This window comes from Pseudomonas agarici (assembly GCF_900109755.1).
Taxonomy (GTDB): domain Bacteria; phylum Pseudomonadota; class Gammaproteobacteria; order Pseudomonadales; family Pseudomonadaceae; genus Aquipseudomonas; species Aquipseudomonas agarici.
Map to the genome: position 1 here is coordinate 52,426 of NZ_FOAR01000006.1, position 26,668 is coordinate 79,093.

At 56.7% G+C, this 26,668-nt stretch carries 29 protein-coding genes; 21 read left to right on the plus strand and 8 right to left on the minus strand.

Annotated elements, in window-relative coordinates:
- Nucleotides 1-29 precede the first annotated feature (29 nt).
- The 9 genes from BMX68_RS07480 (at nucleotide 30) to BMX68_RS07520 (ending at nucleotide 6,264) form a co-directional block, all read left to right on the plus strand.
- Complete coding sequence (locus BMX68_RS07480; protein WP_017129923.1) at nucleotides 30-692, plus strand: riboflavin synthase; 663 nt, start codon at nucleotides 30-32, stop codon at nucleotides 690-692.
- An 18-nt stretch (nucleotides 693-710) separates the two neighbouring features.
- Complete coding sequence (ribBA, locus tag BMX68_RS07485) at nucleotides 711-1,802, plus strand: bifunctional 3,4-dihydroxy-2-butanone-4-phosphate synthase/GTP cyclohydrolase II (RefSeq protein ID WP_017129924.1); 1,092 nt, start codon at nucleotides 711-713, stop codon at nucleotides 1,800-1,802.
- Between the two features lie 93 nt (nucleotides 1,803-1,895).
- Nucleotides 1,896-2,372, plus strand: coding sequence for a 6,7-dimethyl-8-ribityllumazine synthase (ribH, locus tag BMX68_RS07490; protein ID WP_017123284.1), 477 nt, complete (start codon nucleotides 1,896-1,898; stop codon nucleotides 2,370-2,372).
- Entirely contained in the window at nucleotides 2,369-2,869 is a 501-nt protein-coding gene (nusB, locus tag BMX68_RS07495) for a transcription antitermination factor NusB (RefSeq protein WP_017129925.1), read from the plus strand. Before ribH ends, nusB begins: the two co-directional genes overlap by 4 nt.
- An 18-nt stretch (nucleotides 2,870-2,887) precedes the next feature.
- Nucleotides 2,888-3,853, plus strand: a complete 966-nt coding sequence (gene thiL, locus BMX68_RS07500; protein ID WP_017129926.1) for a thiamine-phosphate kinase — start codon at nucleotides 2,888-2,890, stop codon at nucleotides 3,851-3,853.
- Nucleotides 3,850-4,353, plus strand: coding sequence for a phosphatidylglycerophosphatase A family protein (locus BMX68_RS07505; RefSeq protein WP_017129927.1), 504 nt, complete (start codon nucleotides 3,850-3,852; stop codon nucleotides 4,351-4,353). The genes thiL and BMX68_RS07505 overlap by 4 nt, the downstream gene beginning before the upstream one ends.
- 10 nt (nucleotides 4,354-4,363) lie before the next feature.
- Nucleotides 4,364-5,131 (plus strand): substrate-binding periplasmic protein, encoded by a 768-nt coding sequence (locus BMX68_RS07510; RefSeq protein ID WP_017129928.1) that lies wholly within the window; start codon nucleotides 4,364-4,366, stop codon nucleotides 5,129-5,131.
- Between the two features lie 99 nt (nucleotides 5,132-5,230).
- Nucleotides 5,231-5,848: a GTP cyclohydrolase II gene (gene ribA / locus BMX68_RS07515; RefSeq protein ID WP_026012965.1), complete on the plus strand. Its 618-nt coding sequence runs from the start codon at nucleotides 5,231-5,233 to the stop codon at nucleotides 5,846-5,848.
- Nucleotides 5,845-6,264 carry a hypothetical protein gene (locus BMX68_RS07520; protein ID WP_017129930.1) on the plus strand — a complete coding sequence of 140 codons (420 nt, stop codon included), beginning with the start codon at nucleotides 5,845-5,847 and terminating at the stop codon, nucleotides 6,262-6,264. Before ribA ends, BMX68_RS07520 begins: the two co-directional genes overlap by 4 nt.
- Before the next feature lie 141 nt (nucleotides 6,265-6,405).
- On the opposite strand, the gene dxs is transcribed toward BMX68_RS07520, so the two are convergent.
- From dxs to BMX68_RS26290, 4 genes are all read right to left on the minus strand, one after another.
- Entirely contained in the window at nucleotides 6,406-8,304 is a 1,899-nt protein-coding gene (dxs, locus tag BMX68_RS07525; RefSeq protein ID WP_017129931.1) for a 1-deoxy-D-xylulose-5-phosphate synthase, read from the minus strand.
- A gap of 129 nt (nucleotides 8,305-8,433) precedes the next feature.
- On the minus strand, nucleotides 8,434-9,321 hold the full coding sequence (gene ispA, locus BMX68_RS07530) for a (2E,6E)-farnesyl diphosphate synthase (protein WP_017129932.1): 888 nt from the start codon (nucleotides 9,319-9,321) through the stop codon (nucleotides 8,434-8,436).
- Nucleotides 9,318-9,560: an exodeoxyribonuclease VII small subunit gene (locus BMX68_RS07535; RefSeq protein WP_017129933.1), complete on the minus strand. Its 243-nt coding sequence runs from the start codon at nucleotides 9,558-9,560 to the stop codon at nucleotides 9,318-9,320. Before BMX68_RS07535 ends, ispA begins: the two co-directional genes overlap by 4 nt.
- Nucleotides 9,561-9,793: 233 nt before the next feature.
- Nucleotides 9,794-10,018: a hypothetical protein gene (locus tag BMX68_RS26290; RefSeq protein WP_256218773.1), complete on the minus strand. Its 225-nt coding sequence runs from the start codon at nucleotides 10,016-10,018 to the stop codon at nucleotides 9,794-9,796.
- Here BMX68_RS26290 and BMX68_RS26295 point away from each other — a divergent pair.
- Genes BMX68_RS26295 through BMX68_RS07550 form a run of 3 tightly spaced genes read left to right on the plus strand, consistent with a single transcriptional unit; the run spans nucleotide 9,974 to nucleotide 11,404 of the window.
- Nucleotides 9,974-10,261 carry a hypothetical protein gene (locus tag BMX68_RS26295; RefSeq protein ID WP_074861995.1) on the plus strand — a complete coding sequence of 96 codons (288 nt, stop codon included), beginning with the start codon at nucleotides 9,974-9,976 and terminating at the stop codon, nucleotides 10,259-10,261. The two genes, BMX68_RS26290 and BMX68_RS26295, sit on opposite strands and share 45 nt — an antisense overlap.
- Nucleotides 10,164-10,757, plus strand: coding sequence for a hypothetical protein (locus tag BMX68_RS26300; protein ID WP_256218774.1), 594 nt, complete (start codon nucleotides 10,164-10,166; stop codon nucleotides 10,755-10,757). Before BMX68_RS26295 ends, BMX68_RS26300 begins: the two co-directional genes overlap by 98 nt.
- Entirely contained in the window at nucleotides 10,754-11,404 is a 651-nt protein-coding gene (locus BMX68_RS07550) for a DUF2931 family protein (RefSeq protein WP_074861999.1), read from the plus strand. Before BMX68_RS26300 ends, BMX68_RS07550 begins: the two co-directional genes overlap by 4 nt.
- Before the next feature lie 101 nt (nucleotides 11,405-11,505).
- On the opposite strand, the gene BMX68_RS07555 is transcribed toward BMX68_RS07550, so the two are convergent.
- Nucleotides 11,506-12,660 carry a HoxN/HupN/NixA family nickel/cobalt transporter gene (locus BMX68_RS07555; protein ID WP_074862002.1) on the minus strand — a complete coding sequence of 385 codons (1,155 nt, stop codon included), beginning with the start codon at nucleotides 12,658-12,660 and terminating at the stop codon, nucleotides 11,506-11,508.
- 441 nt (nucleotides 12,661-13,101) lie between these two features.
- Between BMX68_RS07555 and BMX68_RS07560 the strand changes: the two genes are divergently transcribed.
- The 8 genes from BMX68_RS07560 to BMX68_RS07595 all read left to right on the plus strand — a co-directional run bounded on the left by BMX68_RS07560 (nucleotide 13,102) and on the right by BMX68_RS07595 (nucleotide 22,056).
- Nucleotides 13,102-14,211, plus strand: coding sequence for a zinc-dependent alcohol dehydrogenase (locus tag BMX68_RS07560; protein WP_017131330.1), 1,110 nt, complete (start codon nucleotides 13,102-13,104; stop codon nucleotides 14,209-14,211).
- Nucleotides 14,212-14,233: 22 nt separating this feature from the next.
- Nucleotides 14,234-15,313 (plus strand): CobW family GTP-binding protein, encoded by a 1,080-nt coding sequence (locus BMX68_RS07565; RefSeq protein WP_017131331.1) that lies wholly within the window; start codon nucleotides 14,234-14,236, stop codon nucleotides 15,311-15,313.
- Entirely contained in the window at nucleotides 15,306-15,995 is a 690-nt protein-coding gene (locus tag BMX68_RS07570) for a 4-carboxy-4-hydroxy-2-oxoadipate aldolase/oxaloacetate decarboxylase (protein WP_143063253.1), read from the plus strand. The genes BMX68_RS07565 and BMX68_RS07570 overlap by 8 nt, the downstream gene beginning before the upstream one ends.
- A 30-nt stretch (nucleotides 15,996-16,025) precedes the next feature.
- On the plus strand, nucleotides 16,026-17,048 hold the full coding sequence (locus BMX68_RS07575) for an amidohydrolase family protein (RefSeq protein WP_017131333.1): 1,023 nt from the start codon (nucleotides 16,026-16,028) through the stop codon (nucleotides 17,046-17,048).
- A gap of 37 nt (nucleotides 17,049-17,085) precedes the next feature.
- Nucleotides 17,086-17,913: a 3-methyl-2-oxobutanoate hydroxymethyltransferase gene (locus BMX68_RS07580; RefSeq protein WP_017131334.1), complete on the plus strand. Its 828-nt coding sequence runs from the start codon at nucleotides 17,086-17,088 to the stop codon at nucleotides 17,911-17,913.
- A 7-nt stretch (nucleotides 17,914-17,920) separates the two neighbouring features.
- Nucleotides 17,921-18,781: an alpha/beta fold hydrolase gene (locus BMX68_RS07585; protein ID WP_017131335.1), complete on the plus strand. Its 861-nt coding sequence runs from the start codon at nucleotides 17,921-17,923 to the stop codon at nucleotides 18,779-18,781.
- Between the two features lie 378 nt (nucleotides 18,782-19,159).
- A complete protein-coding gene (locus tag BMX68_RS07590; RefSeq protein ID WP_017131336.1) occupies nucleotides 19,160-20,902 on the plus strand; it encodes an ABC transporter permease in 1,743 nt (580 codons plus the stop codon).
- A gap of 35 nt (nucleotides 20,903-20,937) precedes the next feature.
- Entirely contained in the window at nucleotides 20,938-22,056 is a 1,119-nt protein-coding gene (locus BMX68_RS07595) for an ABC transporter ATP-binding protein (RefSeq protein WP_017131337.1), read from the plus strand.
- Between the two features lie 80 nt (nucleotides 22,057-22,136).
- Here the strand turns inward: BMX68_RS07595 and BMX68_RS07600 are convergent, their stop codons facing one another.
- From BMX68_RS07600 to BMX68_RS07610, 3 genes are all read right to left on the minus strand, one after another.
- On the minus strand, nucleotides 22,137-23,204 hold the full coding sequence (locus BMX68_RS07600) for an ABC transporter substrate-binding protein (protein WP_039792382.1): 1,068 nt from the start codon (nucleotides 23,202-23,204) through the stop codon (nucleotides 22,137-22,139).
- A gap of 252 nt (nucleotides 23,205-23,456) precedes the next feature.
- Complete coding sequence (locus tag BMX68_RS07605) at nucleotides 23,457-25,145, minus strand: ethanolamine ammonia-lyase reactivating factor EutA (protein ID WP_017131339.1); 1,689 nt, start codon at nucleotides 25,143-25,145, stop codon at nucleotides 23,457-23,459.
- Nucleotides 25,145-25,420, minus strand: coding sequence for a hypothetical protein (locus BMX68_RS07610; protein WP_017131340.1), 276 nt, complete (start codon nucleotides 25,418-25,420; stop codon nucleotides 25,145-25,147). Before BMX68_RS07610 ends, BMX68_RS07605 begins: the two co-directional genes overlap by 1 nt.
- Before the next feature lie 54 nt (nucleotides 25,421-25,474).
- Between BMX68_RS07610 and BMX68_RS07615 the strand changes: the two genes are divergently transcribed.
- On the plus strand, nucleotides 25,475-26,590 hold the full coding sequence (locus tag BMX68_RS07615; RefSeq protein WP_017131341.1) for a cupin domain-containing protein: 1,116 nt from the start codon (nucleotides 25,475-25,477) through the stop codon (nucleotides 26,588-26,590).
- Nucleotides 26,591-26,668 lie beyond the last annotated feature (78 nt).

Consider the following 26,668-nt stretch of genomic DNA (forward strand, 5'->3'; position numbering starts at 1 on the left):
TGCGCTGGCTCGTTCTCGAGGAGGATTTCATGTTCACCGGCATTATCGAATCCATCGGCAGTATCCGTGCGCTGAGCCCAAAAGGCGGCGATGTGCGGGTCTATGTAGAAACCGGCCAGCTCGACCTGGGCGACGTCAAGCTCGGTGACAGCATCGCGGTCAACGGTGTGTGCCTGACCGCCGTGGAGCTTCCGGGCGACGGTTTCTGGGCTGACGTCAGCCGTGAAACCCTGGACTGCACTGCATTCAACGAATTGAAGGCCGGTAGCCGGGTCAACCTGGAAAAGGCCCTGACCCCAACCAGCCGCCTGGGTGGTCATCTGGTCAGTGGTCATGTCGATGGTGTCGGCGAAGTCGTTGCCCGTGAAGAAAACGCCCGGGCGATCCAGTTCCGCATCCGTGCTCCGAAAGACCTGGCCAAGTACATCGCCCACAAAGGCTCGATCACCGTCGACGGCACCAGCCTGACGGTCAACGCGGTCAATGGCGCCGAGTTCGAGTTGACCATCGTCCCGCATACCCTGGCCGAAACGATCATGGCCGACTATCGTCCTGGACGTCGGGTCAACCTCGAAGTCGATCTGCTGGCCCGTTATCTGGAGCGTCTGTTGCTCGGTAACAAGGCTGCGGAGCCGTCGAGCGGCGGCATCAGCGAAAGTTTCCTGGCCGCCAACGGCTATCTCAAGTCTTGAAAGAAAAGGGGGTGCCGCGTGGGACTCAACACGATTGAAGAACTGGTCGAAGACATCCGCCAGGGCAAGATGGTCATCCTCATGGATGATGAAGATCGCGAGAACGAAGGCGACCTGATCATGGCCGCCGAATGCTGCACGCCTGCACACATCAACTTTATGGCCAAGCACGCCCGTGGCCTGATCTGTATGCCGATGAGCCGCGAGCGTTGCGAATTGCTCAAGCTACCGCTGATGGCGCCGCGCAACGGTTCGGGCTTTGGCACCAAGTTCACCGTGTCGATCGAGGCCAGCGAAGGCGTCACAACCGGCATTTCCGCCGCCGACCGCGCCCGTACCGTGCAAGCGGCGGCCGCCAAGGATGCCAAGGCCGAGGACATCGTCAGCCCTGGCCACATCTTTCCGCTGATGGCCCAGCCGGGCGGCACCCTGGCTCGCGCCGGCCACACCGAGGCTGCCTGCGACCTGGCGCGCATGGCCGGTTTCGAGCCCAGCGGCGTGATCTGCGAAGTGATGAACGACGACGGCACCATGTCCCGTCGCGCCGAACTCGAAACCTTTGCCGCTGAACACCACATCAAGATCGGTACTATCGCCGACTTGATCCACTATCGGATGATCCACGAACGTACCGTTCAGCGGATTGCCGAGCAACCGTTGGACAGCGAGCTGGGCCATTTCACCCTGGTGACCTATCGTGATTCGGTCGAAGGCGATGTGCACTTGGCTCTGACTCTGGGCAATGTCTGCGCCGAAGTCCCGACCCTGGTGCGCGTGCACAACATGGACCCGTTGCGCGACCTGTTGATGGTCAAGCAACCGGGCCGCTGGAGTTTGCGGGCCGCTATGGCCGCCGTGGCCGAGGCGGGTAGTGGCGTGGTGCTGCTGCTTGGACATCCGTTGGATGGCGATGTGCTGCTGGCGCATATCCGTGAAAGCGCCGACTCTGTGCCGACGAAAAACCCCACCACCTATAGCACGGTGGGGGCGGGTTCGCAGATATTGCGTGACCTCGGTGTGCGGCAGATGCGCCTGATGAGTGCGCCGATGAAGTTCAACGCGATATCCGGTTTCGACCTGGAAGTAGTAGAATACGTGCCCTCCGAATAAAAGCCTGGCTGGCGCCGGCTTTTTATTCGCGGTTCAAATATCACTGAGGGGCGCGTACTTTGGCGTGTCCCGGCTCTTTAAGAGATTTGTCGAATGACCCTGAAGACCATCGAAGGTACCTTCATCGCCCCTAAAGGCCGCTATGCCCTGGTGGTCGGCCGCTTCAACAGCTTTGTTGTCGAAAGCCTGGTGAGCGGTGCCGTTGACGCCCTGGTTCGTCACGGTGTGAGCGAAAGCGACATCACCCTCATCCGTGCGCCTGGCGCCTTCGAAATCCCGCTGGTTGCGCAGAAAGTCGCGCAGAAAGGCGATTTCTCGGCAATCATTGCCCTCGGCGCGGTCATTCGTGGTGGCACTCCGCACTTCGAATACGTCGCTGGCGAGTGCACCAAGGGCCTGGCCCAGGTATCCATGGAATTCGGCGTGCCGGTCGCTTTCGGCGTGTTGACCGTTGATTCCATCGAACAAGCCATCGAGCGTTCCGGCACCAAGGCCGGTAACAAAGGTGCCGAGGCTGCCCTGTCCGCCTTGGAAATGGTCAGCCTGCTGTCGCAGCTGGAGGCGGTGTGATTAGCGACGAAAGCGATCGTTTCAACCCGCGCGATCCGAAGCCCGAGGGCCATGGCAAACCATCCAAGAGTGCCAAGCGTCGTGAAGCCCGTCAGCTCGCGACTCAGGCGCTCTACCAATGGCACATGGCCAAGCAGTCGCTGAACGAAATCGAAGCGCAGTTCCGGGTCGATAACGACTTTAGCGACGTCGACGGTGCCTACTTCCGTGACATCCTGCACGGCGTTCCACAGTTCAAGAGCGAGATCGACACCGCGCTCACGCCGTGCCTGGACATCGAGATCGAGGAACTAGACCCGGTCGAACTGGCGGTCCTGCGCCTGTCCACCTGGGAGCTGCTCAAACGCGTCGACGTGCCGTACCGTGTGGTGATCAACGAAGGGATCGAGCTGGCCAAGGTCTATGGTTCCACCGACGGTCACAAGTTCGTCAACGGTGTGCTCGACAAGCTGGCGCCGAACCTGCGTGAAGCTGAAGTGAAGGCCTTCAAGCGCTGATCGGCGCTTGCACTTCCCATGGGCGAGTTCGAACTGATCCGTAACTTCTTTGCCTGCGCGCCCTGTGCGCGGACCGGCGAAGGTGTTGAACTGGGGATCGGCGACGACTGCGCCCTGCTCAGTGTTCCTCCTGGGGAACAGTTGGCGATTTCCACCGATACGCTAGTGGCGGGTGTGCATTTCTCTGACCCCTGCGATCCTTTCCTGCTCGGGCAACGTGCGCTGGCCGTCGCCGCGAGTGACTTGGCCGCGATGGGCGCCACGCCCATCGCCTTTACCCTCGCCCTGACCCTGGCGCACAACGAAGCGAGCTGGCTGCAGGCGTTCGCCCAAGGTTTGAACCAGATGGCGCGGCATTGCAATCTGCGGCTGGTAGGCGGCGATACCACACGCGGGCCCCTGAGCCTGACGCTAACGGTGTTTGGTCGGGTGCCAGCCGGGCAGGCGCTGACCCGTGGCGGTGCCCAGGTCGGCGATCTGCTCTGTGTGGGGGGCGACCTGGGCAATGCTGCTGGCGCTTTGCCGTTAGTGCTGGGCCAGCGGAGCGCCGTCCCGATGATTGCCGAACCGCTGCTGGCCCACTACTGGTCGCCTCGGCCACAGTTCGCCTTGGGCCTGGCGTTGCGTGGAAAGGCGAACTCGGCATTGGATATATCCGATGGCTTGCTGGCCGATTGTGGGCATATCGCGATGGCGTCCGGGGTGCGTTTGCTGATTGAACGGGAAAAGCTGCCATTGTCTGCGGCATTGCTGGCGTTTCTCGGCCAGACTTCAGCCTGGGACGCTGCGCTGAGTGGCGGTGACGATTATGTGCTGGCGTTTACCTTGCCACCCGCCGAATTGCCTGGGTTGTTGCTCGGCCATGCGTCGGTACGGGCGGTCGGGCGAGTGGTCGCCGGGCAGGGCGTGGCGCTGCTGGATGCCGCTGGCCAGGACATTACCCCGCAAGTCCGGGGCTACCAACATTTTCCGGAGACACCGTGACAGATCATCCCCAACAGGTCCCGGCCGAATTCGTGCCGCCCTCGGTATGGCGCAATCCCTGGCATTTCCTCGCCTTCGGTTTCGGTTCCGGCACGTTGCCCAAGGCGCCGGGAACCTGGGGTTCGCTGGTGGCGCTGCCTTTTATCCCGTTATGGCAGATATTGCCGGATTGGGGTTATTGGTTGATGCTCGGCATCACCATGCTGTTCGGCTTCTGGCTGTGCGGTAAGGTGGCTGACGATCTGCGGGTGCATGACCATGAAGGCATCGTCTGGGACGAAATGGTCGGCATGTGGATCACGCTGTGGCTGGTACCGGAAGGCTGGTACTGGCTGCTAGCGGGGTTTGTGATGTTCCGCTTCTTCGATATCCTCAAACCCTGGCCAATCCGCTGGATCGACCGACATGTGCGGGGCGGTGTGGGGATTATGCTGGACGATGTGCTGGCCGGGGTGTTCGCCTGGCTTGCCATGCAGGGATTGGTTCATTTCCTTGCCTGAGGAATTGGGTATGTCTGGCTGTCGGTTGTGGGGACTGTTTTTATCGTTGTGGTTCTGCCCGTTGGTCTGGGCCGCTGAAACACCCGGTTTGCCTGGGCAAATCCGCCTGGTCAGCGAGGTCTGGCTGGACTACACCAATGCCGATGGCAGCGGGTTGGCCTGGGACGTGCTGCGCGAGGTATTCGAGCCGCTGGGTGTCAAGGTCGAGACCCGCAGCGAACCCTACCTCCGTTCGGTCGGCCTGGTGGAGCGCGGTGAAGCGGATGCCTGGGTCGGCTCCTACAGCAAGGAAATCAGTGGCGTTCTGTACCCGCGCTGGAACTTCGATACCGACCATATCTACGCCCTGGGGCTGGCCAGTAACCCTGCGCCCAGTCTGGAGACCCTGGGTGCCTATCGTCTGGCTTGGGTGCGTGGCTACAAGTACCAGAACTATCTGCCTAATGCGCACCACTTCAACGAGATCCGTCGCCGCGATGGTATTCTCTCGATGTTGCGGCACAGCCGCGCCGACTATTACATCGACGCCCTGACCGAGGTTGATTATGTTCTCAGCCAGGCCCCGGACCCTTCGGTGTTTCGCCGTACCCACCTGGTAGAGCTGCCGTTGTACCTGGGCTTTTCCGATAGCGAGCGAGGGCGGGCGCTGCTGGCCCTGTATGACCGACGGATGGATGAATTGGTCAAGGGCGCTCGGTTACGCAAGTTGTTCGAACGCTGGAAACAGCCTTATCCGTTCGAGAGCGGCGCACCCGCCGCGACCGATCAAACTTATTGATAGTTATCATGGATAATTCCACTTAAGCTTCTGTAGGATGCTCCTGCTACACTGCAACCTCCGCGAATCTCCAGTCCTCATACTGATCAGGAGCATATGGTGCCTGTCGTCTTCGTCGCCGCTTCTAAATTGCCCACCCCTTTTGCGACCTTCACCATGAACGGCTTTCTCGAAGAAGCTACTAATCGTGAACATGTCGTGCTGACGCTTGGGGATGTGGCTGATGGTGCACCGGTTCTTGGCCGCGTGCACTCCGAGTGCCTGACTGGCGATGCCTTGTTCAGCCAGCGTTGTGATTGTGGTTCCCAGCTGGAAGCTGCCTTGCAGGCGATTGCCCGCGAGGGGCGCGGGGTGCTGTTGTACCTGCGCCAGGAAGGCCGTGGTATCGGCCTGATGAACAAGATCCGTGCCTATGAGTTGCAAGATGGCGGTGCCGACACGGTGGAGGCCAACGAGCGCCTGGGCTTTGCCGCCGACCTGCGCAATTACGCCATCTGTCTGCCGATGCTTGAGCACCTGGGCATCCAATCCCTGCGTCTGATGACCAACAACCCGCGCAAGGTCAAGGCGCTGACCGATATGGGCATCACTGTCGCCGAGCGGGTGCCGCTGCACACCGGGCACAACCCGCACAACAAACTCTACCTGGCCACCAAGGCCGACAAGCTCGGTCACATGATGGGCAATGAACATCAGAGCGAGGCCGATTCGGCGTGACCCGTGGGCAAGCGAAGCGCCGGCTGGCGATCAGTTGGTACCAGCAACTTGTACTGAGTGTGTTGCCTCTGGTTGTCGCCAACGGGTTGTTCGGTCAGTCGCCGCCGCTTTTGCCGGTGCTGGCGATGCCGTTGTTCATTGCCGGCGTAGCCTCGATGTTTATCAGTCTGCGGTTTTTCGGTGCCTACAAGCGTTCGCTGATCGCGACCCAGGCTGTCCTGGATACCCCCGAAGAGCCGGCAGCCTGGATTGCCCTGGCGAATGTTCGACGCAAGGCGCTGGTGGTGGCGGCGTTGCCTGCCTGGATCGGCGCCCTGGCGGTATTCGTCGGCCTGGAGGCAGTGCCGTTGGTATTACTGGTGGTGTCCACCGTGGTGGTGTTCTACCTCTATCGGATTCCGCGTCAACTCGGCTGACGCATCGCCGGTTGGCGATTTTGCTGCGGGTCGTCGCGATATCGGCGAGCGCCGGGCCATGGGCGGTCAGTGTCGGGGCGGCCCAACGCAATTGCCGCCTGCCAGGAGGCGGTGAGCCGACTCCTACAGGGGAGAGCAATTCTACAGGTCGAGCAGTTGCATTCGTGCGATGACCGACGCTTCGATCCCCGTCACATCCAACCCGCACTCGGCCAGCATCTGCGCCGGCTTCGCGTGTTCGACATAGGCATCCGGAAGCCCCAGGTGCAGGATCGGCTTAAGCAGGTTGTCACGCGCCAGGAACTCGCTGACCGCCGCGCCGGCACCACCCATGATGGCGTTTTCCTCGATAGTCACCAGCAGGTCATGGCGACCGGCGATCTCGCGCACCAGCGCTTCATCCAGCGGCTTGACGAAACGCATGTCGACCACGGTCGCATCGAGCTTTGCGGCGACCACCAGTGCTTCGGCCAATTGCACGCCAAACACCAGCAGGGCGACCTTGTGGCCTTGACGGCGAACCAGGCCCTTGCCGATCTCGATCGGTTCCAGGCCTTTCTCGATGGTCGCGTTCGGACCGGTGCCGCGTGGATAACGCACGGCTGCGGGGCCGTTGTACAGATGGCCGGTGCTGAGCATCTTGCGCAGTTCATTTTCGTCGCTTGGGGTCATCACCAGCATGCCGGGAATGCAACGCAGGTACGACAGGTCGAAACTGCCAGCGTGGGTCGGACCATCTTCGCCCACCAGGCCGGCCCGGTCGATGGCGAACAGTACGTCGAGGTTCTGCACCGCGACGTCATGCACCAACTGGTCATAACCGCGTTGCAGGAAGGTGGAGTAAATTGCCACCACCGGCTTGGCGCCTTCGCAAGCCATGCCGGCGGCAAAGGTCACCGCGTGCTGCTCGGCAATCGCCACATCGAAGTAGCGCAGCGGGAAACGCTCGCTGAAGGCCACCAGGTCGGAGCCTTCCTTCATGGCGGGGGTAATGCCCACCAGCCGTGAGTCGGCGGCAGCCATGTCGCACAGCCATTCACCGAACACCGCGGAATACTTCGGTCCGCTGGCCTTCTTCGGCGTTGTTGCTGGAGCGTCCAGGGGTTCGAGCTTGGTAATCGCGTGATAGCCAATCGGATCGACTTCCGCCGGGGCGAAGCCCTTGCCCTTCTTGGTGACCACATGCAGGAACTGCGGGCCCTTGAGGTCACGCATATTGCGCAGAGTGGCGATCAGGGTCGGCAAGTCGTGGCCGTCGATGGGGCCGATATAGTTCCAGCCCAGCTCTTCGAACAAGGTGCCGGGGACCAGCATACCTTTGGCATACTCTTCGGTGCGGCGAGCGATTTCCCAGGCACCGGGCAAGCGCGAAAGGACTTTCTTGCTGCCCTCGCGCATGCTCGCGTAGGTGCGGCTGGAAAGAATCTTCGCCAGGTAGTTGGAAAGACCGCCGACATTGCGCGAGATCGACATGTCATTGTCGTTGAGGATCACCAGCATGTTGGCGTCGACTTCCGGCGCGTGGTTCAGCGCCTCGAACGCCATGCCGGCAGTCAGCGCGCCGTCGCCGATCACCGCGATGGCCTTGCGGTCGCTGTCCTGCAGCCGGGCGGCAATCGCCATGCCGAGGGCGGCGCTGATGGAGGTGCTGGAGTGGCCGACGCCAAAGGTGTCGTATTCGCTCTCCGAGCGGCGCGGGAAAGCGGCCAGGCCATCCTTTTGACGCAGGGTACGCATTTGCTCGCGACGACCGGTAAGGATCTTGTGCGGATACGCCTGATGGCCCACGTCCCACACCAGCCGGTCATCCGGGGTGTCGAAAACGTAATGCAACGCGATGGTCAGTTCGATGACGCCGAGACCGGCGCCGAAATGCCCACCGGTCTGGCCGACTGAATAGAGCAATTCCAGGCGCAACTCATTGGCCAGGGTTTCCAGCTCGGCTTCACCTAACCGGCGCAGACCGGCCGGCGTATCGGCGCGGTCCAGCAGGGGCGTGGTCGGGCGCTGGCGGGGAATCTCATGGAACGTCGTGGGCATCAGGCGAATCGTTATAGGTATGAAGACGCGGCAGTTTACCTTATGGAGCGCGTGCTGCCCACGCGCTGTCGCATCGACAGGTCGGATGATGGTCCTTTGAGCGTGCGAAGGACCTGGGACAACGCCAGGTCAGCTGCGGCGTTCGACGATATAACAAGCCAGCTCACGCAGCGGTTCGGCGGCCGCGTCAAACGGCTGCAGGGCGTGCAGCGCCTGGTCGCGCAGCTCAAGGGCGTAGGCCTTGGCGTTGTCGAGGCCGAGCAGAGCCGGGTAGGTGGGCTTGTCCCGGGCGATATCGGCGCCCTGGCGCTTGCCGAGGGTCGCGGTATCGCTTTCGACGTCGAGAATATCGTCCTGCACCTGAAACGCCAGGCCGATGGCCTGGGCGTAGGTCCGCAGGGACTTGAGCGCATCTTTCTGCGCATTGCCGCTGGCAAGGGCGCCGAGGATCACACTGGCTTCGATCAGTGCTCCGGTCTTGTGCCGATGCATGTATTCCAGAGCTTTCTGGTCGAGCTTGAGGCCCACCGACCCGAGGTCGATGGCCTGGCCGCCAACCATGCCGGCGGGACCTGCGGCCTGGGCCAGGGTACTGACCATGGTCAGGCGGGTCTCGGCGCTCAGATCGCCCAGGCGTGGGTCGAGCAGGGCGCTGAAGGCCAGGCTTTGCAGACCGTCGCCAGCGAGGATCGCGCAGGCTTCGTCGAAGGCCTTGTGGGTGGTCGGCTGGCCGCGACGCAGATCGTCATCGTCCATGGCCGGCAAATCGTCGTGGACCAGTGAGTAGGCGTGGATCAGCTCGACCGCGCAGGCTGCGCCGTGGGCCTGTTCCGACAGGCCGCCGAGGGCTTCGCAGGCGGCATAGGCCAGCAGCGGGCGCACACGCTTGCCGCCGTTCATCACGCTGTAGCGCATGGCCTCATAGAGGCGGGCGAGTTCGGCGCTCGGGGCGACGAACAAAGTGTCCAGCGCGGCGTTAACCTGCTGCTGGCTGCGGGCATAGTAGGCTTTGATCATTCTGACTGTTCCGTGTCGAAGGGTTCTTCGGCCAGTTCGCCATCGCGCTCCAGCAAGATTTGTACCTTCTGCTCGGCCTGGGCCAAGGCGCCCTGGCACTCACGCGTCAGGCGGATGCCTTGTTCGAAAGCGGTCAGCGATTCTTCCAACGACAGCTCGCCGTTTTCCAGGCGCTCGACCAGCGTTTGCAGATCGGCGAGGGATTGTTCGAAATCCAGGGAAACTTTTTTGCGGGCCATGGCGGCGATCTCGATAGGCGTTAAACCCTCGCGACACTAGCAGACAGCAGGTTTCGGGGCAAATGCAAGGGTCTAGTGGCCTGTGTGGTGAGTTCTATGAGTCCATTTCGGCGTCATAAATTCCTGGCCTGCGTTACTGTTCCTCGCCATAGCCCGGCTATGACTCGTCACAGCGCCTTGGCCATGGACTTATGGCATCCGAATTTGAGCTAACGAACTCACCGTACAGGCCACTAGCGTTTGGCTTTAGTCGCGACGCGGCGGCAGCTCGACACTGCGCCAATGACCTGCTCAAAGGGGCAGGCAGCCTGCTGGCCCGAGCCTTGCCAGTGGGCTCGCCACTGCTTAACACCAACTTCGCCTAGCGTGCCGGCAGCGACGTTATCCTCAATTTTATCGGCCTGTTCGATACCGTGGCCGGCATCGTCGCCCCGCTGAGCAATGATTTCAGTCCGCACAACGCCCTTAATCCTGGCGTGAATCTACGCCTGGCTCCAGGCAGTGCTCGTCAGGTGGTGCAACTGGTGGCCAACGACGAGCATCGTCACAACTTCTCGCTCACCCGTACCGACACTGATTTGTTTGTACCGGGCTGCCATTCCGATGTTGGCGGCGGTTACCTTGCCGTTGTCCACGGAAAACCTGTTGCTGAGCAAACCCGACAGCAGCTTCAGCCCGCCCCAGGAACCCAACGAACATAGCGAGGCTTATCGCCGTACCCAGCAGCGCCTCGAACGTAGCCAAGACTACTGGCAGCATTACATCCCGCACGAGGGGTTGAGCATTGTCACCTGGGACACGGGAACCCAACACCGGCGCCGCGATACCCCAGCACAAAAGCGGGTTTATGCGGCCATCGCGGGCGAACGTCAGGTGCGCGGCGAACTCTCCTTGGTGTACCTGCGGATCATGCGTGAGCTGGGCGTGCGTGCCGGGGTGGCGTTTGATCCCGTTCCAGATACACCAGCCCTCGCCTTGCCTACCGAACTCCAGCCCATCGCCGCCAAGTTGCAGGCCTATGCCTTACATGAGCCCTTCACTCTCCTGAACGCCGAGGACCTCGCGTTGTTGCGCCGCCATTACATTCATCTCTCGGCCCATTGGAATGCCGCCAAAGGATGGAATAACAGCGATCTGGAGGCGGTGTTCATCAACCGTCCCGCCGAGGGTAATCAACGGGCGAAGTACCACCCATGAACCCACTTAAAGGCTTGCTGCTGTGCGGCGTGCTGTTGTGGTTGAGCGGCTGCGTCCATGGTACCGGGCGCTTGCCGTATGACGCGTGGTACCTGGGATTGTTTGCCCCCAACTACATGGAGGTGTGGATCGAAACCGCCGATGCGGTGGATATCCGGGACCGGGCCTACCGTCGCGCCATGAGCGGCGTGGCCGGAAACTCGCCGAAGCACTTCAAGGGCAATCCGCGTGGTTGGCCTCAGCATCCAGGGGCCGGTGCAACCAAGCGCGTCCTGGGGGCTGATTTACCGCGGCTGATTTATGTGCGCTGGCAATCGCTGGTGGAGCCGCAGACCTATGAGGCCTATATCGTTATTCCCGAGACCACCCGGCAAGCCATGCTTGTCGGTGAGAAAGCGTACTGCGCCGCCGATGGAAAATGGATCACGGATTATCGGAACATGCTGACGGTTGGCCTGGCTCCAGGCGGCATTGCCAGGGTCTGGCTTGGGGGAGCATGCCTGAAACCCATCGACGTGGCACGGGTGCAGGGCTGGGTGGTGAAAGTGGGGCCTTATGACGGTACGTCAGGCGGCAGGCATCGACCACTATCCACAACTTCCAAGGAATACATCGAGAAATATGGAGTCCCTTATGGTTCGTGGTGATACCGAAGTCACCTGGAGCATGGGTCGCCTGAACGCCAAGGGCCTCGCGCCGCTGCACCGCCACTCCATGCCTGGAACCCTAACATCAGTTGATAAAAAACTTACTCATGTTTATGTCCATGTTTATGAACTTCTCCGCCTTCATGGGCATGCTCATGTGAGTGGGCAACGGTCTTGAAGCGTTCTTCGATACGGCCAAGCTTCCACACCACCACTGAAAGTCCCCATGCGCCCAGAAACAGGAAAACAATCACGTAGCCGAGTTTTCCGAAATTAAGATCGGCAATGAAGTCGAAGAAAGACCCATGCAGATCCAGCATGCTTGTGAAAACCTGTAACAGTTCCACGGTCCCGATGATTAGCGCCACGGTGATCGACAGGCTGGTGGTGATGATGTTGTAGAAGATTTTCCTAAGTGGATTAAGGAATGCCCAATTATAGGCTTTGGACATAAGAACTCCGTCCGTGGTGTCCATCATTGTCATGCCAGCGGTGAACAAGATAGGCAGCGCCAGTACCGCAGGGGCAGGCAGATCGCCCGCGGAAGCTCCCGCGGTCAGCGCCAACAGACCGATTTCAGAGGCGGTATCGAACCCCAAACCGAACAGCAAGCCAATGGGGTACATCTGCCAACTATGGTTTATGACCTTGGTTAACTTGCCGCCAAAAAGCCGGTTCATAAAGCCGCGCCGCATCAACAGTTCTTCAAGATGCGCGTGGCTGTGTTTTCCGGTTTTGGCCTGGCCCCAGACTTTGAAAATATCCAGCAGCACCAAGAGATTGATTATTCCGATAATCCACAGGAATGTACCGGATACACCCGCACCGATGAGCCCCCCCAGGTTTTCCATTTGCGGCAAGTCTTGCTTAATGGCCGCCGCCGCGAGCGTAATGGCTATGGCAAGCGAGACAACAATTGTCGAGTGGCCCAGGGAAAAGAAAAAACCGATACCCAATGGTTTCTTTTGCTTTTGCAGCATATAGCGGACGGTGTCGTCGATTGCGGAAATATGGTCCGCATCAAAGGCATGGCGCAGCCCGAATACATAGGCAACAAATCCAAGGCCGACCAATGCCGGATACCGGACCGAATAATAGAGATACAGGCCCCAGCCCAGAACATGCAGCAAAATGATAACGCCATATAAACCAGATAGACGTTTCCACTCGCTACGTGTGAAGGAAAGATGGGTTTGACTTGATCCAGAGGTGGCTGTTCCTTTGAGCGGTAGTGCTAAATGATCAGTGATCGGCATGTATATCCCCTAAGCGGCAGTGGCGGCCAAACGAAGTAAATTTCTTGTAGTTGTACAGACCGACGGCGCCCGACCTCCTGGTCGATGACTTTCTGCGTCTCATGGCTTTCCTTTATGCGGAACGCATGTCCGTTATGTGGAATAGTGGCAGGGCGTCCCCACTCAGTCAAGCCATCGCACGACAGCAGTGGGTGGTGTCTTGGATATTTTTGGTCTGACGCTTCCATTGGGCGACGTCCTACATCTGCATACGCGCTTGTCATACGACCGTGAGGCTTGATTTCGCTGGGGTTTCAGGGGTGCCAATGTGCGGTTTTCGTTCACCTCCACCAGGGCAGGCTGCCGTCAGAGTGTTTCTTTATGTGGAACATTGTTTTGATTTAAGGCGATTGGCTTGCTAGGATGCCAAAAAATAACATCCGCCGGGGAATGGAGAACGCTATGACAGAGCAGGTAAAAGCAGCCGTCCGTACAGGTGCCAACAAAACCGAAATCGTCGAATATCCCATGCCCGTCGTACCCGATGACGGTGCCTTGATGAGAGTCGAGGTGGCCGGGATCTGCGGGACTGACGTCAAGCTGTATGGCAAACCCCCATCCGATGAGCCCGTCATAATGGGTCATGAGAACATCGGCTACATTTGCGGTGCGGGCCGGCAGTTCATGGAGCGCAAAGGGGTCAAAGAAGGGGATCTGGTATTCGTCGAGCACTATGTGCCCTGCTTTAAATGTGAGTGGTGTCACGCGGGCGAATACCGTCTTTGCCCGGCCACCGACTGGCGTAGCAATCCCGATGCGATTCGCTATGGCTACACCTCTGCCGCGAGAGCGCCGCATTTATGGGGTGGTTTTGCCCAATATATGTACCTGCCTTGGAATGCGGTCATTCATAAAGTGCCGGAAGGTGTTTCGGCTGAGCTGGCAGGCATTGTGACACCGATGGCCAATGGCATTCAGTGGGCGCTCTTCGATTGCAACGTCGGTTATAACTCCCGCGTATTGATCCAGGGGCCTGGACAGCAGGGGTTGTCGCAAGTCGTAGCCTGTAAACAGGCAGGTGCTTCGCTGATTATCATCACTGGTACTTCGCGTGACAGGGCTCGGTTGGAGATCGCGAAGAAGTTGGGCGCCGATTACACCATCATTGTTGATGAGGAAGATCCGCTGGCGCGTATCAGGGATATCACCCATGGCGAAGGCGTAGATGTGTCGTTGGATTGCACCGCGGGAGCGGGCACCATTCCCGTGCTTCTCGGTATTGAAGCCATGAAGCGCAAGGGCGGGACATTGCTTATTCAGGGCGAGATGAGCGACTTCCCGAATTTCCCGCTGGGTAAAGTGGCGACCAAATACATTACGATCAAGTCCGCTCGCGGTCATAACTACCGATCCTGCGAGTTGGCGCTGGAGCAGTTGGCCTCCAAGCGTTTCCCGCTGGAGTTGCTGACTACCCATCGATTTGGCCTTGAAGATACCGATCTGGCTATTCAATCGGTTGCGGGTAAAGGCGAAGAAGGTGTGGTGCATGTTTCTTTGATGCCGTGGAAGTAGGCGCCGGGCCGGGAGCTCCTCGATGAAGACTGAGCGTATTGCGGTGACATTACTCACTGGGTTTCTGGGTGCCGGTAAAACCACATTGCTTAACCGTATCTTGACCGGCGACCACGGACGACGATATGCGGTGATCGTTAATGAGTTCGGTGAAATCGGTATTGATGCAAGCTTAATCGTCTCGACCGACGAAGAGTTGTTCGAAATGAACAACGGTTGTCTTTGCTGCACGGTTCGAGGGGACTTGATCCGTACTTTGCATGGCCTGTTGGAGCGGCAATCGAATTTTGATGCCATCATTATCGAGACGACAGGACTTGCCGATCCCGGCCCGGTGGCCCAGACATTTTTCATCGATCCTATCCTGCAGGAACAGCTTTCACTCGACAGTATTATCACCGTGGTGGATGCCAGGCATATCTTGCAAACGTTGGAGAGCAGTGCTGAAGCAGAAGAGCAGATCGCTTTTGCCGACCAGATTATCTTGAATAAAGTTGCGCTGGTGCCAGAGGCCGATCTGTCCTCTATTGAAGCAAGGTTACGAAGAATCAATCCGTTTAGTCCGATACATCGGGCAAATCGCGCAGATGTTCCCTTGCACGCCATATTAGGGATAGGCAGTTTCGATCTTGAGCGCATCACCGCGCTCGAATCCGATTTTCTCGACCCTCATCAGCAGGGTCACGCAAACCATGTGCATGACGAGCACTGCGATCACCATCCACACGACCATCGCCACGACCGGACGATACAAAGTCTGGTACTGGAGAGTGAGCGACCGATGGACGCAGAGAAGCTCTCTAATTGGCTAACCGTCTATCTGACGGAAAACGGCCAGGATATTTTGCGCGCCAAGGGCATTATCGACGCGGCCGGAGAGAGTCGCAAGCTGGTGTTCCAGGCGGTGCATATGATGCTCGAAGGCGACTTTCAGCGCCCTTGGGCGCCTGGCGAAAAGCGCCACAGTCAGTTGGTCTTTATCGGCCGTAACCTTGACACCGCACGGCTGCGTGCCGGGATGGAGGCTTGTGCCGTCGGCGCTGCCAGCCCGGCCATGGACCTGCTGGATAAGAACAGCTCTGGAGGGAGGCACTGTGAATAACCCTGTAGTGATTCAAAATATCGACCGCGCCGAGCAAGCCGAGGCTTTTGCCCAGTACGGTGTCGCCACGGTGCATGAAGCGCAAGGGCGCAAAGGGTTATTGGCTCCCTATATGAAGCCGATTTATGCCGGGGCACATATTGCCGGCACTTCGGTAACGGTTTCAGTGCCGCCTTGCGACAACTGGATGATCCATGTCGCCGCAGAACAATGCCAACCGGGAGATATCCTGGTCGTCGCACCTACTTCTTATTCCGATGCCGGTTATTTTGGCGACCTGTTAGGCACATTATTGCAGGCGCGCGGCGTCAAAGGTCTGATTATCGATGCGGGCTGTCGCGATATTGCTGACCTGACTCGAATGGGTTTTCCTGTCTGGTCCAAATGCATTTCGGCTCAAGGCGCGGTCAAGGAAACCTTAGGCAGTGTCAATATTCCCGTGGTATGCGGCGGCCAGTTAGTCAACCCCGGCGATATTATCGTGGCGGATGATGATGGTGTGGTCGTAGTGGCCCGATCCGAGGCTGCCGAAATCTTGATTAAATCTCAGGCCCGAGAAGAAAGAGAAGCAGATATTCGCCGCCGTTATGCCGCCGGCGAACTAGGGCTGGACATGAATAATATGCGGCCAGCATTGGCGGCAAAAGGCCTGAGGTATCTGGATCGGGCGCCAAAAGCCTGATTATTATTAATAATATAAAGGACCACCGGAATGATCATCGACTGTCATGGGCATTACACCACCGCCCCTCCGCAGTTGCAGGATTATCGCGACGCTCAGATTGAGCACTTTAATGACCCCTCCAGGTCGCTGCCGAGCCTGAAGAATGTCTCGGACGATGAAGTGCGTCAAAGCATAGAGAATAATCAACTTCAGGCGCTGCGCGAGCGTGGGGTCGATATGACGATATTCTCTCCGAAAGCTTCGACCATGGCGCACCATATTGGCGATGAGACAGTCTCAAAAGCATGGACGCGCATTAATAATGACCTGATTCACCGAGTTACCCGGCTCTTTCCAGACCATTTCATTGGTGTATGCCAACTACCACAATCAGTCAATGTGCCGATCAAAAACTCGATAGAAGAGTTGGAGCGCTGTGTGCTGGAGTTAGGCTTCGTTGGCTGTAACCTGAACCCGGACCCCTCTGGTGGGCACTGGCAAGGTCCGCCATTGACGGACAGAGCCTGGTACCCGTTTTTTGAAAAGATGGTGGAGCTCGATATCCCGGCGATGATCCATGTCTCCGGCTCTTGTAACGTGAATTTTCACGCGACCGGAGCCCATTATATTAACGCGGACACCACCGCTTTCATGCAGCTTTTGCAAGGTGACCTGTTTCACGACTTTCCTGATTTACGTTTGATCATTCCGCACGGCGGCGGTGCCGTGCCCTATCACTGGGGACGTTATCGCGGACTGGCCGATATGTTGGAACGACCGCCATTAACCGAACATATTATGCGTAATGTGTCTTTTGATACCTGCGTTTATCATCAGGCGGGAATAGATCTGTTGTTTCGGGTTATCGACATAGAGAACATATTGTTCGCTTCGGAAATGTTCGGTGCGGTAAAGGGCATCGATCCCCTGAGCGGGTTTAATTTTGACGATACCAAACGTTATATCGACGCGCTGGAGTTGTCCGAGGCCGACCGCTATAAAGTCTTCGAAGGTAATGCTCGCCGTGTATATCCACGCCTGGATGCTGCGTTGAAGGCCAGGGGAAAATAATACAAGTCAATAACAAAGAGAATAAGGAGGCAGGCAGATGACTGAGAAGATGACTATCCCGCGACTGCAACAGATGAAGAAGTCAGGGACAAAAATAGTAGGCGTGGTGACCTGGGACTATCAAATGGCGCAGATCGTGGATCGGGCCGGGGTCGATATTGTCTCGGTAGGCGATACCGTGGGCATCAATCTCTGGGGCCAGGCCAATCCGCTGGAGATAACCATGGATCAGATGTTGACTGTCGCCCAGGCTGTACGGCGCGGCACACGGCGGGCGCTGGTCAGTTGCGACTTTCCTTATGGTCCTCTGCAGGAGGGCGTGGACTCGGCGGTTCGTGCCGCGATCCGGCTGGTAAAAGAAGCGGGCGTCGACATGATAAAGCTCGATGGGGCCGCGGACTTTCCTGAGGCTGTCACCGCTTTGACCCGGGCCGGCATTCCTGTCTGGGCGCAGTTCGGCATCACACCGCAGACCGCGCTCCAATATGGCATGGAATATTCGGCCATGTCCAAAGCGGGGGCTCAAGTGCCGGCCGCCATGCTCGACCGATTGGTTGCCGAGGCGAAGATGCTGGAGAAAGCCGGTGCCGTCATGCTGGATTTCACCAACTCCGGCTCGATCGTCGGCCCTGCCGCCGCTGCCGCCGTCGAGATACCAGTCATCGGCGGGTTCGGCGGCGGGCCTTGGCTGGATGGCCGGGTGCGTATGGGGCATGCGGCAATCGGTTATGCCGCCAAGCATCTGGATGAGCAGATCGAAACCTACGCCAACGTAGCCCGGATCACCTACGACGCCATTACCGCCTTTAGCGAGGACGTGCGCGCCGCCCGCCAAATCAAGGGCGCGCCGCCTGTTAATAAGTGAGAGCGACATGCCTTCAGTTATCATTGATGGAATTCAAACCGAATATAAAGTGGTCGGCAGCGGCCCGGCACTGTTGATGTTTGCCCCCGGTGGTTTTGACGCAACGATGGATAAGTGGTCGACACTGGGCATCTATGCAAAAGTTAAATTGCTCGACCACCTGCCTGACCAATATACCTGCATACTTTTTGATCGGCGGGAAACCGGAAATTCCGGCGGTCGTGTCGAGCGAATCACCTGGGCTGACTATGCCGCGCAAGGCAAGGGCCTACTCGACCATCTGGGTTATGAGGCAGCCCATCTGCTGGGTGGGTGCATGGGCTGTTGCCCGGTAGCGGCCTTTGCCACGGCCTATCCCGCGAAGACGCTGAGCATGGTTCAGTACTGGCCCGTGGGTGGACCTGGCTTTCGCCTCAACGCGCATCGGCGGTTTGCCATTCATCTTGCCTATGTCGAGGAACATGGACTTGAGGGTGTCGTCAGCTTAGCGAAAAGCACAACGCAGGGCTTCGGCAAAGACCCACGCTCCGGTCCGTGGGGCCCGGTGATACGAAGTTCCGCTGAGTTCGCCGCCCACTATAGGAACATGGGCGTGGCGAAATACAAGCTGATTATAGCCGGGCTATCGAGGACTTTATTTGACCGTGACACTGCGCCCGGTGCCGAGCCTGAAGACCTGATGTGTCTGGATATCCCTACCTTAATCATACCGGGGCGGGATGCTTCCCACTCCGTGTCGGCGGCACGCTATCTGGAAGAGTGTTCGCCCGGCGCGGAATATTGGGAGGTTTTGCCGGAAAACCAGACGGAGCAAACGGCCCCAGCGCGTATTTTGGAGTTTCTGAACAAGATCGATAGGAAAGCGTGACGGGTCTGGTTTATCCGCCTGGCGAATAAAAAGACCCTATCGCTTTGTACTTCATCGATAAAAGACAGTGCGCGCTGCATGTACATGGTGCGTTGCTATTTTGCCGATTTGTATTGCCGGCAAAGATAACAATTGTCCGGCCCTGATGAGCCGGGTGTCTTTCAGTTGCAAAGCAGATAGCACTTTGACCCGCTTTCGTGGATCACGGTTTAGTCCTGCCTCGACGAAAGAAAAGATAAAGGTGAAGAAGCTCTTTTTTGAAAAATAAATTTTCAGATTTATTAGATAACAAGCGACAGCCGCAGAAGCTGAGGAAATCATGAAAACATCACAAAACCCGTTAACCATCAACGCTATTCAGAAAGGGAGGTATTTCCAATGGATATTGTAGAACGGAGCTCCGTTTCGCCGTTAAGCGAACCCAGACGATGGCGTATTGATCTCAAATGGGTCGTTATCGGCGTCAGCATATTGGTTGTGGCCTATCTGGCACTTATGCCGCTCATTTTTTTGCTATGGCAAAGTTTCTTTACTCCGCAAACCGCGGCCAGCGCGGCGCAGTTTACGCTGCAAAACTATATCAAGGCATACACGAGTTCCGAGACATTTACCCTGTTCGTCAACTCGATCCAATTCGCAACCGGTACATCGATTTTTGCGTTTATCGTCGGCACTGCGCTCGCGTGGATGAATGAACGGACCAACACACCGCTCAAATCCCTGTTCTTTTCGTTGTCGATCATCCCGCTGATTATCCCGGGCATTCTGTTTACAGTGTCCTGGATTCTGCTGGCTAGCCCGAAGATCGGTATTCTCAATCTGATGTTGCAGGATCTGTTTCAAACCAAACACATATTTTTCAACATCTACTCGATGTGGGGAATGATTTGGGTTGATGGCTTGCATTATTCCTCAATGACCTTCCTGATCATGACGGCCGCTTTCCGCTCAATGGACCCTTCACTCGAAGAGTCAGCAATGATGAGTGGCGCCAGCGTTCTCCAGATTGTTTGGCGGATTACCTTGAAGCTCGCATGGCCGGCGATTTTTGCGACACTACTTATCATGTTCGTGCGTTCGATCGAGTCCTTCGAGGTGCCTGCGCTTATTGGCCTTCCGGTGGGTATTCAGGTGTTTACGTCATCGATCTACGATGCGATTCACCAATATCCGAGCCAAATTGGCCTGGCATCGTCCTATGCGGTCACGCTGTTGCTGATCACCACTGTGGGTGTCTATTTCCAGTCCCGTCTTTCCAGCCAGGGTAACAAGTACTCGACGGTGACAGGCAAGGGATTTCGGCCACGCACGATGGACCTGGGCAAATGGCGCTATGTGACGGCTGGTCTTTTTATCCTGTATTTCGCATTGATTGTCGTACTGCCGTTTCTGGTTCTCCTTTGGTCATCGCTTCAGAAGTATTACAGTGTTCCGTCGATAGCCGCGCTGCATAACCTGACCTTCGATGCTTACAAGTTTATCATCAACTATCCGACGCTGATCGATGCAGTATGGAACAGCCTGATTTTGGCGGTAGGCAGTGCAACGCTGATCATGTTGTTGACCTCGGTGATTTGCTGGATCGTCGTCAAAACCAAACTGCCTGGCCGCTGGATGTTGGATAACCTCGCGTCGCTACCGATGGTATTTCCCGGACTGGTTCTGGGCCTGGCGATCATGGTGTTCTATTTGAACGTGGACATCGGTATCTACGGAACTATGTGGATCATGTTTCTCGCCTATGTGACCCGTTTTTTACCCTATGGGTTGCGTTACAACACTACATCGATGTTGCAGATCCATAAGGAGTTGGAGGAGTCGGCGGCGATGAGTGGCGCCTCCTGGAGCACCACGTTCTGGCGCATTATCTTGCCCTTGTTGAAGCCGGGACTGATGGCGGGCTGGATCTATATCATGATCGTCTCGATCCGCGAACTTTCAACTTCCATTCTTCTGTATAGCCCCGGCACTGAAGTGGTATCCATCCAAATCTGGGAGCTATGGGAAAACGGGCAATATGTCGAGTTATCCGCATTGGGTGTGATGTTTATCATCGTCCTGTTCATGCTGGTGATGTTGGCTCAGTTCGTCGGCAAAAAGTTCGGCGTCAAGGAAACCTGATAAGCAACTCCAATAACAACAAGTAGGAGATGACCATGCTCAACGTAAAAGCGTTATGTACCGAGTATCCAAACGAGAAAGGCGAAATCGTCAAGGCCGCGCAAGATATCAGTTTCGAAGTACCCCAAGGCAAACTGTTTACCTTGCTTGGTCCCAGCGGTTGCGGCAAGACCACCACCCTACGCTCGATTGCCGGCCTCGAACGCCCGAACTCCGGAGAAATCCTGGTCGGTGATGTGGCCGTCTATTCGTCGTCCAAGAAGATTTTCGTCACACCGAACAAACGAAATTTCGGCATGGTATTTCAGTCATATGCCATCTGGCCGCACATGAATGTATTCCAGAACACGGCATTTCCGCTCGAAGTCGGCACTCGCAAATTCACCAAGAGGCAAATCGAAGAAAAGGTCATGCGAGTGTTGACCGCAGTCGGTCTGGATCATGTCGCCGACCGCGAGGCGACCAAAATGTCGGGTGGCCAGCAGCAGCGCCTCGCGCTCGCCCGCGCCCTGGTGATGGAGCCGAAGTTGCTGCTACTCGATGAGCCGCTCTCCAATCTGGATGCCAAGTTGCGCGAGCGGATGCGCTTTGAGTTGAAGCGGATGCAGCGTGAACTTGGTCTGACGACCATTTACGTCACGCATGATCAGAGCGAGGCATTGGCGCTGTCGCACGAGATTGCGGTCATGAATGCAGGGCGGATCGTACAGATCGGCTCTCCGCGTGATATTTATGAACGACCCCGCGACAAGTTCGTTGCCGATTTTGTCGGCCTCACCAACTTCCTTGAGGCGACTGTCGAAGTGGCAGATAATCTTAATAGCGGCTACCGAGTGAGCTCGACCGTCGGCCAGTTGAACATTACCTCGCTGGACCCGCTGGAACGCGCAAACAAAGTATTGATTTCGGTACGCCCGGAAGATGTCGAACTGTTCGAACAGCGACCGGAAGGCCTCAATGTGTTGGAGGGTATTGTCGATTTCAAGGTGTTTCTTGGCGAGTATATGGATTTCCAAGTGAAGGTCGGCAGTCAGCAATTGCTCGCACGCGTGCATCCATCGTTGAAAACCGTGGTGGGCCAGAAGATTTATGTCCGCATGAATCCAGAGAAGTGCCTTACGATTCACGATGCGGTGCTGAAGAGCGCAGCTTAAGTCGCAAATAAAAGCGCCGCCTTCCAAAGGAACGCGGCGCTTTTATTTCGATCGATGCTCCAGCTACTACTGTATCCCCGCTACTGCGCCTGCTCGGTAAAGATCTTGCTGTAAAGGGCTCTCCATTTCTGTTGTTCGTCCAGGATGATTTTCGAGTCAATAAACTTCAATGGAACATCTTTTAGCGGTGTTTCAACCTTTTTACTGGTGGGCACGAACTGGCGTCCCAACAGCAGGGGCTGCGCTTCATTCAGCATGAAATCGAAGAAAAGAACCGCAGCATTAGGATGCGGCGCATGGTTGGCCATGGCAACGCCGTTTGGCCGCGCGAACGCCGGGGGAATCGCATACCATTGAATCGGTGCACCCTTTTGGGCAAGTTGCGCGACTTTATAGTTATAGATAGTCAGTGTCAGTGGCACCTCACCGGAAGCAACCAGATTCGCCAGTAATGTATGGCCCTTGCGCACCGAGACGCCATTCTTCGCCACCAGATCGCGGAACAACTGCAATCCCTTCTCTTCACCTAATTCAGTCACCACTGCGGCGAACCAATCCATATCTTCCGCTTCAATCCCCAGCTTGCCTTTCCATCTCGGGTCCAGCAGCTCTTGATAGGTTTTCGGCAGGTCGGCTTGCTTGACCTGATCGGTGTTGTATCCCTGGGTGAAGATATTGAGTCGATCGCTGACCCATTCTCGGTGTGGCATGATTGCCTGGGGAATCAAATCGGCCAGGTACGGCGACTGGACGACTTGCAGCAGTTTTTCCCTGTGTAGCGATTCGAGTTCGGGGCCATTGGTTTCTATGACGTCGACATCAAAACGATTACCCTGTGCTTCGACCACGGCTCGCTGCAATACTTTTTCCGATCCGGCACGCCACAATCGCACCTTGATGCCGTATTTTTTTTCAAACGCCTTGGTGACTACCATCATGTCGTCTATAGGGACAGACGTATACAGGGTCAGCGAACCTTCCTTCTTTGCCCCCTCAATTAAGCGATCTTGGCGATCGGCACCGGCGTAACTGGCGATACTATTGACATCCTGGGCCTGAACTAAAGGCGTACTCAATGCCAGTAGCAGGCCGGAGGCGGCGCCCAGTATGGATCTAGATAGCAGTAGCTTGTTTCTTATTTTATCCATTATGTTATTTACCCTTATCAATGAGTTTTTTTGGATTTTTTGTGCACACTCATGCTTTGCACTCCACTAATGGAATGCGGAAAATCCTTCCTTGTCCTTGGGTAGGTATGTTTCAAGCAGGACAAAAAAGTCTTAATGGCGTATCCGTTTCGTTGCCTGGGAGTAGCTTTTTGCAGGCGTGTCCGCCTTGGCTGCCTATTGGGTCGGAGAGGTTGAACTGCTCAGAGAATGGTTATCAATGTTACTGGGCAATTATATCGCCTGAGTATGTGCTCTTTTGGATATCAGCGTATCGTTGAAAATCAGGGACTTGATAGTGACGGGCATGGTGTTAGAGGGATGTCTGACCTTGCCTATATCAATATAATCAAAGTCTGACAGGCTGACACCGTCGATGACTAATAATGGGTTGTCTATATGAAGGTCTTCTCGAAGAGTAGCCCCGAGGTTAAGCGCTATATCGTCATCCAGAACCACGAACAAGGCTTTACCCCGGGCGAGCCGTTCGCTGGCCCCGCGTTGAATGCCTTCTGCCAATGCCTTTATCCGGGAATACTCAGGAGTACCTTGCCAATGAAATGCCAGAACCAATTCGCTGCTGTCCATGCTCACTTCAAAAGCCGTTAAGTGCTGGCGAATACTGCTGGCAAGTTCTTCGGCCTCGAATTCGTCAGTGAAGATAAATTCAGGTCGTAGAACCTGGATGTTACGTTGCGGCAGCAATTGTGCATGATCGGTGACATAGCACGTGTTACCACTCAGTTGGGTGGTATATTCCGAGGCCCCCAATGCTGTTGAGCGAATACCTTGGCTATCGCGCAGCAACGTCCAGGGCAGGAGGCCGCTATCGATTCGCTGACGTAACGTTTGACCGAGCCGCCCACCCAGATCGCCAAAGTCGCGCTCCTCGCGTTGATAAACGAATTCAGCCACGCCGCCGGAAAACATCATGCTCGTCGCCCGCCGAAGGAGGTGGCCAGGAATCGGCTCAGTCAAATAGAAGGCAGCCGCTTCAGCCGAAATGGGCGATTGAGTCAGCGCAGCAATCAATGTATCAGCCATAGTGTCGGCGACCTTATCCAATTCTGTCGATTGGACCTGGTCGCCCGCATGCCAGGAATATCCGGCCCGCAGAGCGTGGGTCTGTCCTGCCGGATCGAGGCGGGTCAGCTTCAGATCGTTATCTATCGCCAGCAGGCGGCCGCCGACATGGATAGCGGCAGTCGACAATAACTTCCCTCCCTCCAGCACACTGAGCTTGGTGGTACCGCCGCCGATATCGATATTAAGAATGCACTCCTTGCGGTCGAATGAAGCACGAGCAGCGCCTGATCCAAATGCAGCAAGCCGAGCTTCCATATGGTGGCCGGCGGTCGCGCAAACCAGATCACCACATTTCTCGGAAAGAATCCGTGCTATGCGCGCGGCATTCTCACGACGCAAGGCCTCTCCGGTAAGAATGACGACGCCAGTATCGATATCGGAGGGCAGGACGTTGGCGATGCGGTACGCCTCGTCGACAATCTGTCCCAGCGCCCGGCCATCGATCAACGTCTCACTCTCGTAAGGGGTGAGGCTCACTGGGGATTCGTAAAGGGTTTCGCGCGAAACAATGATGTATCGGCTCGACAGTTCGACGGCCTGTCGCTGAAGTTGAACGCGGGAGAACAAGATCTGAGTACCCGCTGAGCCGATGTCGATCCCGACGCTCCATAACGTGACGTTGTCTCTCTGCCACAGGGGATTGTCTTCTGCCGGCCCCGCTTCGTCCTGCGGAAAGTGTTCATGGTCGTGGTCATGATGATGGGCGTGGGCATGCTCGTGAGTGTGCCCATGCTCCCGGGCGTGAGCGCCGTGGTGGCGGTGATGAGGATCAGTATCCGGCTGGTCTGGATGCTCGGAATCTGCATGGTCGCCATTGGCCCCGTGGTGGTTGTGCATCAATAAAACTCCCGCTCGCTGAGTCCTTCGTTTGTCTGGCCGTTGCCGGTTTTATCATCCAGAATAGAGGAACGACGTTCTTTTATGTGAAAAAGATTCTTCCCTTTTCTTAATTGCATTGTCAAGTCAGGGTGGCCGGCGGTGTGCTGCAACGTCTGGATTTGCGTAGGGGCTCTGAGCTTGACGGGGGGGAGAATGTCGTGGGATATTCCGCATGGAGGACCGGCGTTCCATTTTTCAGAGGCCAGTAGACCCCTCGCGACGGTCTGCTCCATAGGTCTCTTCAGCGAGTCATCACAACACACCACAACAAGACACGAGGCCGAACTATGGCGAGGAAAGATGCACTTGTTTCTAACGAAACAGCCAACAAATTCGCGACGGAAAAGGAGACTCCTTATACCCGTTGGGTTGCAAATGAAGGGCTGGACATCATCGATGGCATCTATGTCGAAGATCTGAATACCGTAGAGTTGAAGCCATGGGCAAGTCGGGGAGGACGAGGCGTTTTCATCAACCACGACGCATCAAGAACGACGAACGATTGCTATGTCTGTGAAATCGATCCGGGCCAAAAGCTCGTTGCTCAGCGGCAACTCTATGAAGAGTTGATCATGATTCTGGACGGTCGTGGCTCTACGACGGTGTGGAATGACGCGGGGCAAAAGGTCACCTTCGAGTGGGAGGCCGGTGCTTTATTCGCGATTCCGCTTAATGCCTGCTACCAGCATTTCAATGGCTCGGGGCAGAAAAGAGCACGATTTGTATCGGTCACGAATATGCCGCCAATCCTGAATCTCTATGAGGATCCCGATTTTATTTTCCATACGAATCGCGATTTTCTTAGCCGCTTCTCGGGAGAGTCAGACTACTTTGCGCCGAAAAGCGAGCTAAATGGTTTGAAATTGGAAACCAATTTTGTCGCCGATGCGGTCAATCTACCGTTAGTCGAAGCCAAGGAGCGTGGTGCCGGAGGCGGGCATATCCGTTTCAATCTGGCAAAGAGTTCCATGAATGCGCATATCTCGCAGTTTCCGGTGGGTACTTATAAAAAGGCGCACGCTCACGGCCCTGGTGCTCATGTGATTATTCTTGCTGGCGAAGGTTATTCGTTAATGTGGCCTGAGGGTGAAGAGCCCAAGCGCTACGACTGGAAGCCAGGCACTATGATCGTTCCGCCAAATATGTGGTTTCACCAGCACTTTAATACGGGCGACACGCCTGCGCGTTATCTGGCCTTCAAATATGAGGGCGTGGCTTTCAGGAACGCTCAAGGTGTTCCAAAGGCATGGATCAGCCGGCGCGTTGGCGGACATCAGATCGATTATGCCGATGAGAGCCAGACTGTACGGACATTGTTTGCGGACGCTTTAGCCCAGAGAGGACTAAAGCCGCAGATGAATGCTGCTTATGAGGGCGAGAAAGAGCATTTGCCACCGCTCTAAGGTTGATTCTTTTATCCGCAGACTCAGCGACTGATGGACTCCAGGCCTGCGTTAAACGTTCGGTCTGGGGCGCAGTCA

What these genes read in the sequence shown, in the direction of transcription:
- BMX68_RS07535 (WP_017129933.1), bottom strand. Translation starts at nt 9,560, where the DNA reads ATGGCCCGCAAAAAAGTTTCCCTGGATTTCGAACAATCCCTCGCCGAT.
- BMX68_RS26300 (WP_256218774.1), top strand. Translation starts at nt 10,164, where the DNA reads ATGTTGGCGGCGGTTACCTTGCCGTTGTCCACGGAAAACCTGTTGCTG.
- BMX68_RS07575 (WP_017131333.1), top strand. Translation starts at nt 16,026, where the DNA reads ATGATCATCGACTGTCATGGGCATTACACCACCGCCCCTCCGCAGTTG.
- ribH (WP_017123284.1), top strand. Translation starts at nt 1,896, where the DNA reads ATGACCCTGAAGACCATCGAAGGTACCTTCATCGCCCCTAAAGGCCGC.
- BMX68_RS07605 (WP_017131339.1), bottom strand. Translation starts at nt 25,145, where the DNA reads ATGCACAACCACCACGGGGCCAATGGCGACCATGCAGATTCCGAGCAT.
- BMX68_RS07600 (WP_039792382.1), bottom strand. Translation starts at nt 23,204, where the DNA reads ATGGATAAAATAAGAAACAAGCTACTGCTATCTAGATCCATACTGGGC.
- BMX68_RS07610 (WP_017131340.1), bottom strand. Translation starts at nt 25,420, where the DNA reads ATGGAGCAGACCGTCGCGAGGGGTCTACTGGCCTCTGAAAAATGGAAC.
- BMX68_RS07585 (WP_017131335.1), top strand. Translation starts at nt 17,921, where the DNA reads ATGCCTTCAGTTATCATTGATGGAATTCAAACCGAATATAAAGTGGTC.
- BMX68_RS07580 (WP_017131334.1), top strand. Translation starts at nt 17,086, where the DNA reads ATGACTGAGAAGATGACTATCCCGCGACTGCAACAGATGAAGAAGTCA.
- BMX68_RS07615 (WP_017131341.1), top strand. Translation starts at nt 25,475, where the DNA reads ATGGCGAGGAAAGATGCACTTGTTTCTAACGAAACAGCCAACAAATTC.
- ispA (WP_017129932.1), bottom strand. Translation starts at nt 9,321, where the DNA reads ATGATCAAAGCCTACTATGCCCGCAGCCAGCAGCAGGTTAACGCCGCG.
- BMX68_RS07480 (WP_017129923.1), top strand. Translation starts at nt 30, where the DNA reads ATGTTCACCGGCATTATCGAATCCATCGGCAGTATCCGTGCGCTGAGC.
- BMX68_RS07595 (WP_017131337.1), top strand. Translation starts at nt 20,938, where the DNA reads ATGCTCAACGTAAAAGCGTTATGTACCGAGTATCCAAACGAGAAAGGC.
- thiL (WP_017129926.1), top strand. Translation starts at nt 2,888, where the DNA reads ATGGGCGAGTTCGAACTGATCCGTAACTTCTTTGCCTGCGCGCCCTGT.
- BMX68_RS07590 (WP_017131336.1), top strand. Translation starts at nt 19,160, where the DNA reads ATGGATATTGTAGAACGGAGCTCCGTTTCGCCGTTAAGCGAACCCAGA.
- dxs (WP_017129931.1), bottom strand. Translation starts at nt 8,304, where the DNA reads ATGCCCACGACGTTCCATGAGATTCCCCGCCAGCGCCCGACCACGCCC.
- BMX68_RS07560 (WP_017131330.1), top strand. Translation starts at nt 13,102, where the DNA reads ATGACAGAGCAGGTAAAAGCAGCCGTCCGTACAGGTGCCAACAAAACC.
- BMX68_RS07510 (WP_017129928.1), top strand. Translation starts at nt 4,364, where the DNA reads ATGTCTGGCTGTCGGTTGTGGGGACTGTTTTTATCGTTGTGGTTCTGC.
- BMX68_RS07550 (WP_074861999.1), top strand. Translation starts at nt 10,754, where the DNA reads ATGAACCCACTTAAAGGCTTGCTGCTGTGCGGCGTGCTGTTGTGGTTG.
- BMX68_RS07565 (WP_017131331.1), top strand. Translation starts at nt 14,234, where the DNA reads ATGAAGACTGAGCGTATTGCGGTGACATTACTCACTGGGTTTCTGGGT.
- BMX68_RS07555 (WP_074862002.1), bottom strand. Translation starts at nt 12,660, where the DNA reads ATGCCGATCACTGATCATTTAGCACTACCGCTCAAAGGAACAGCCACC.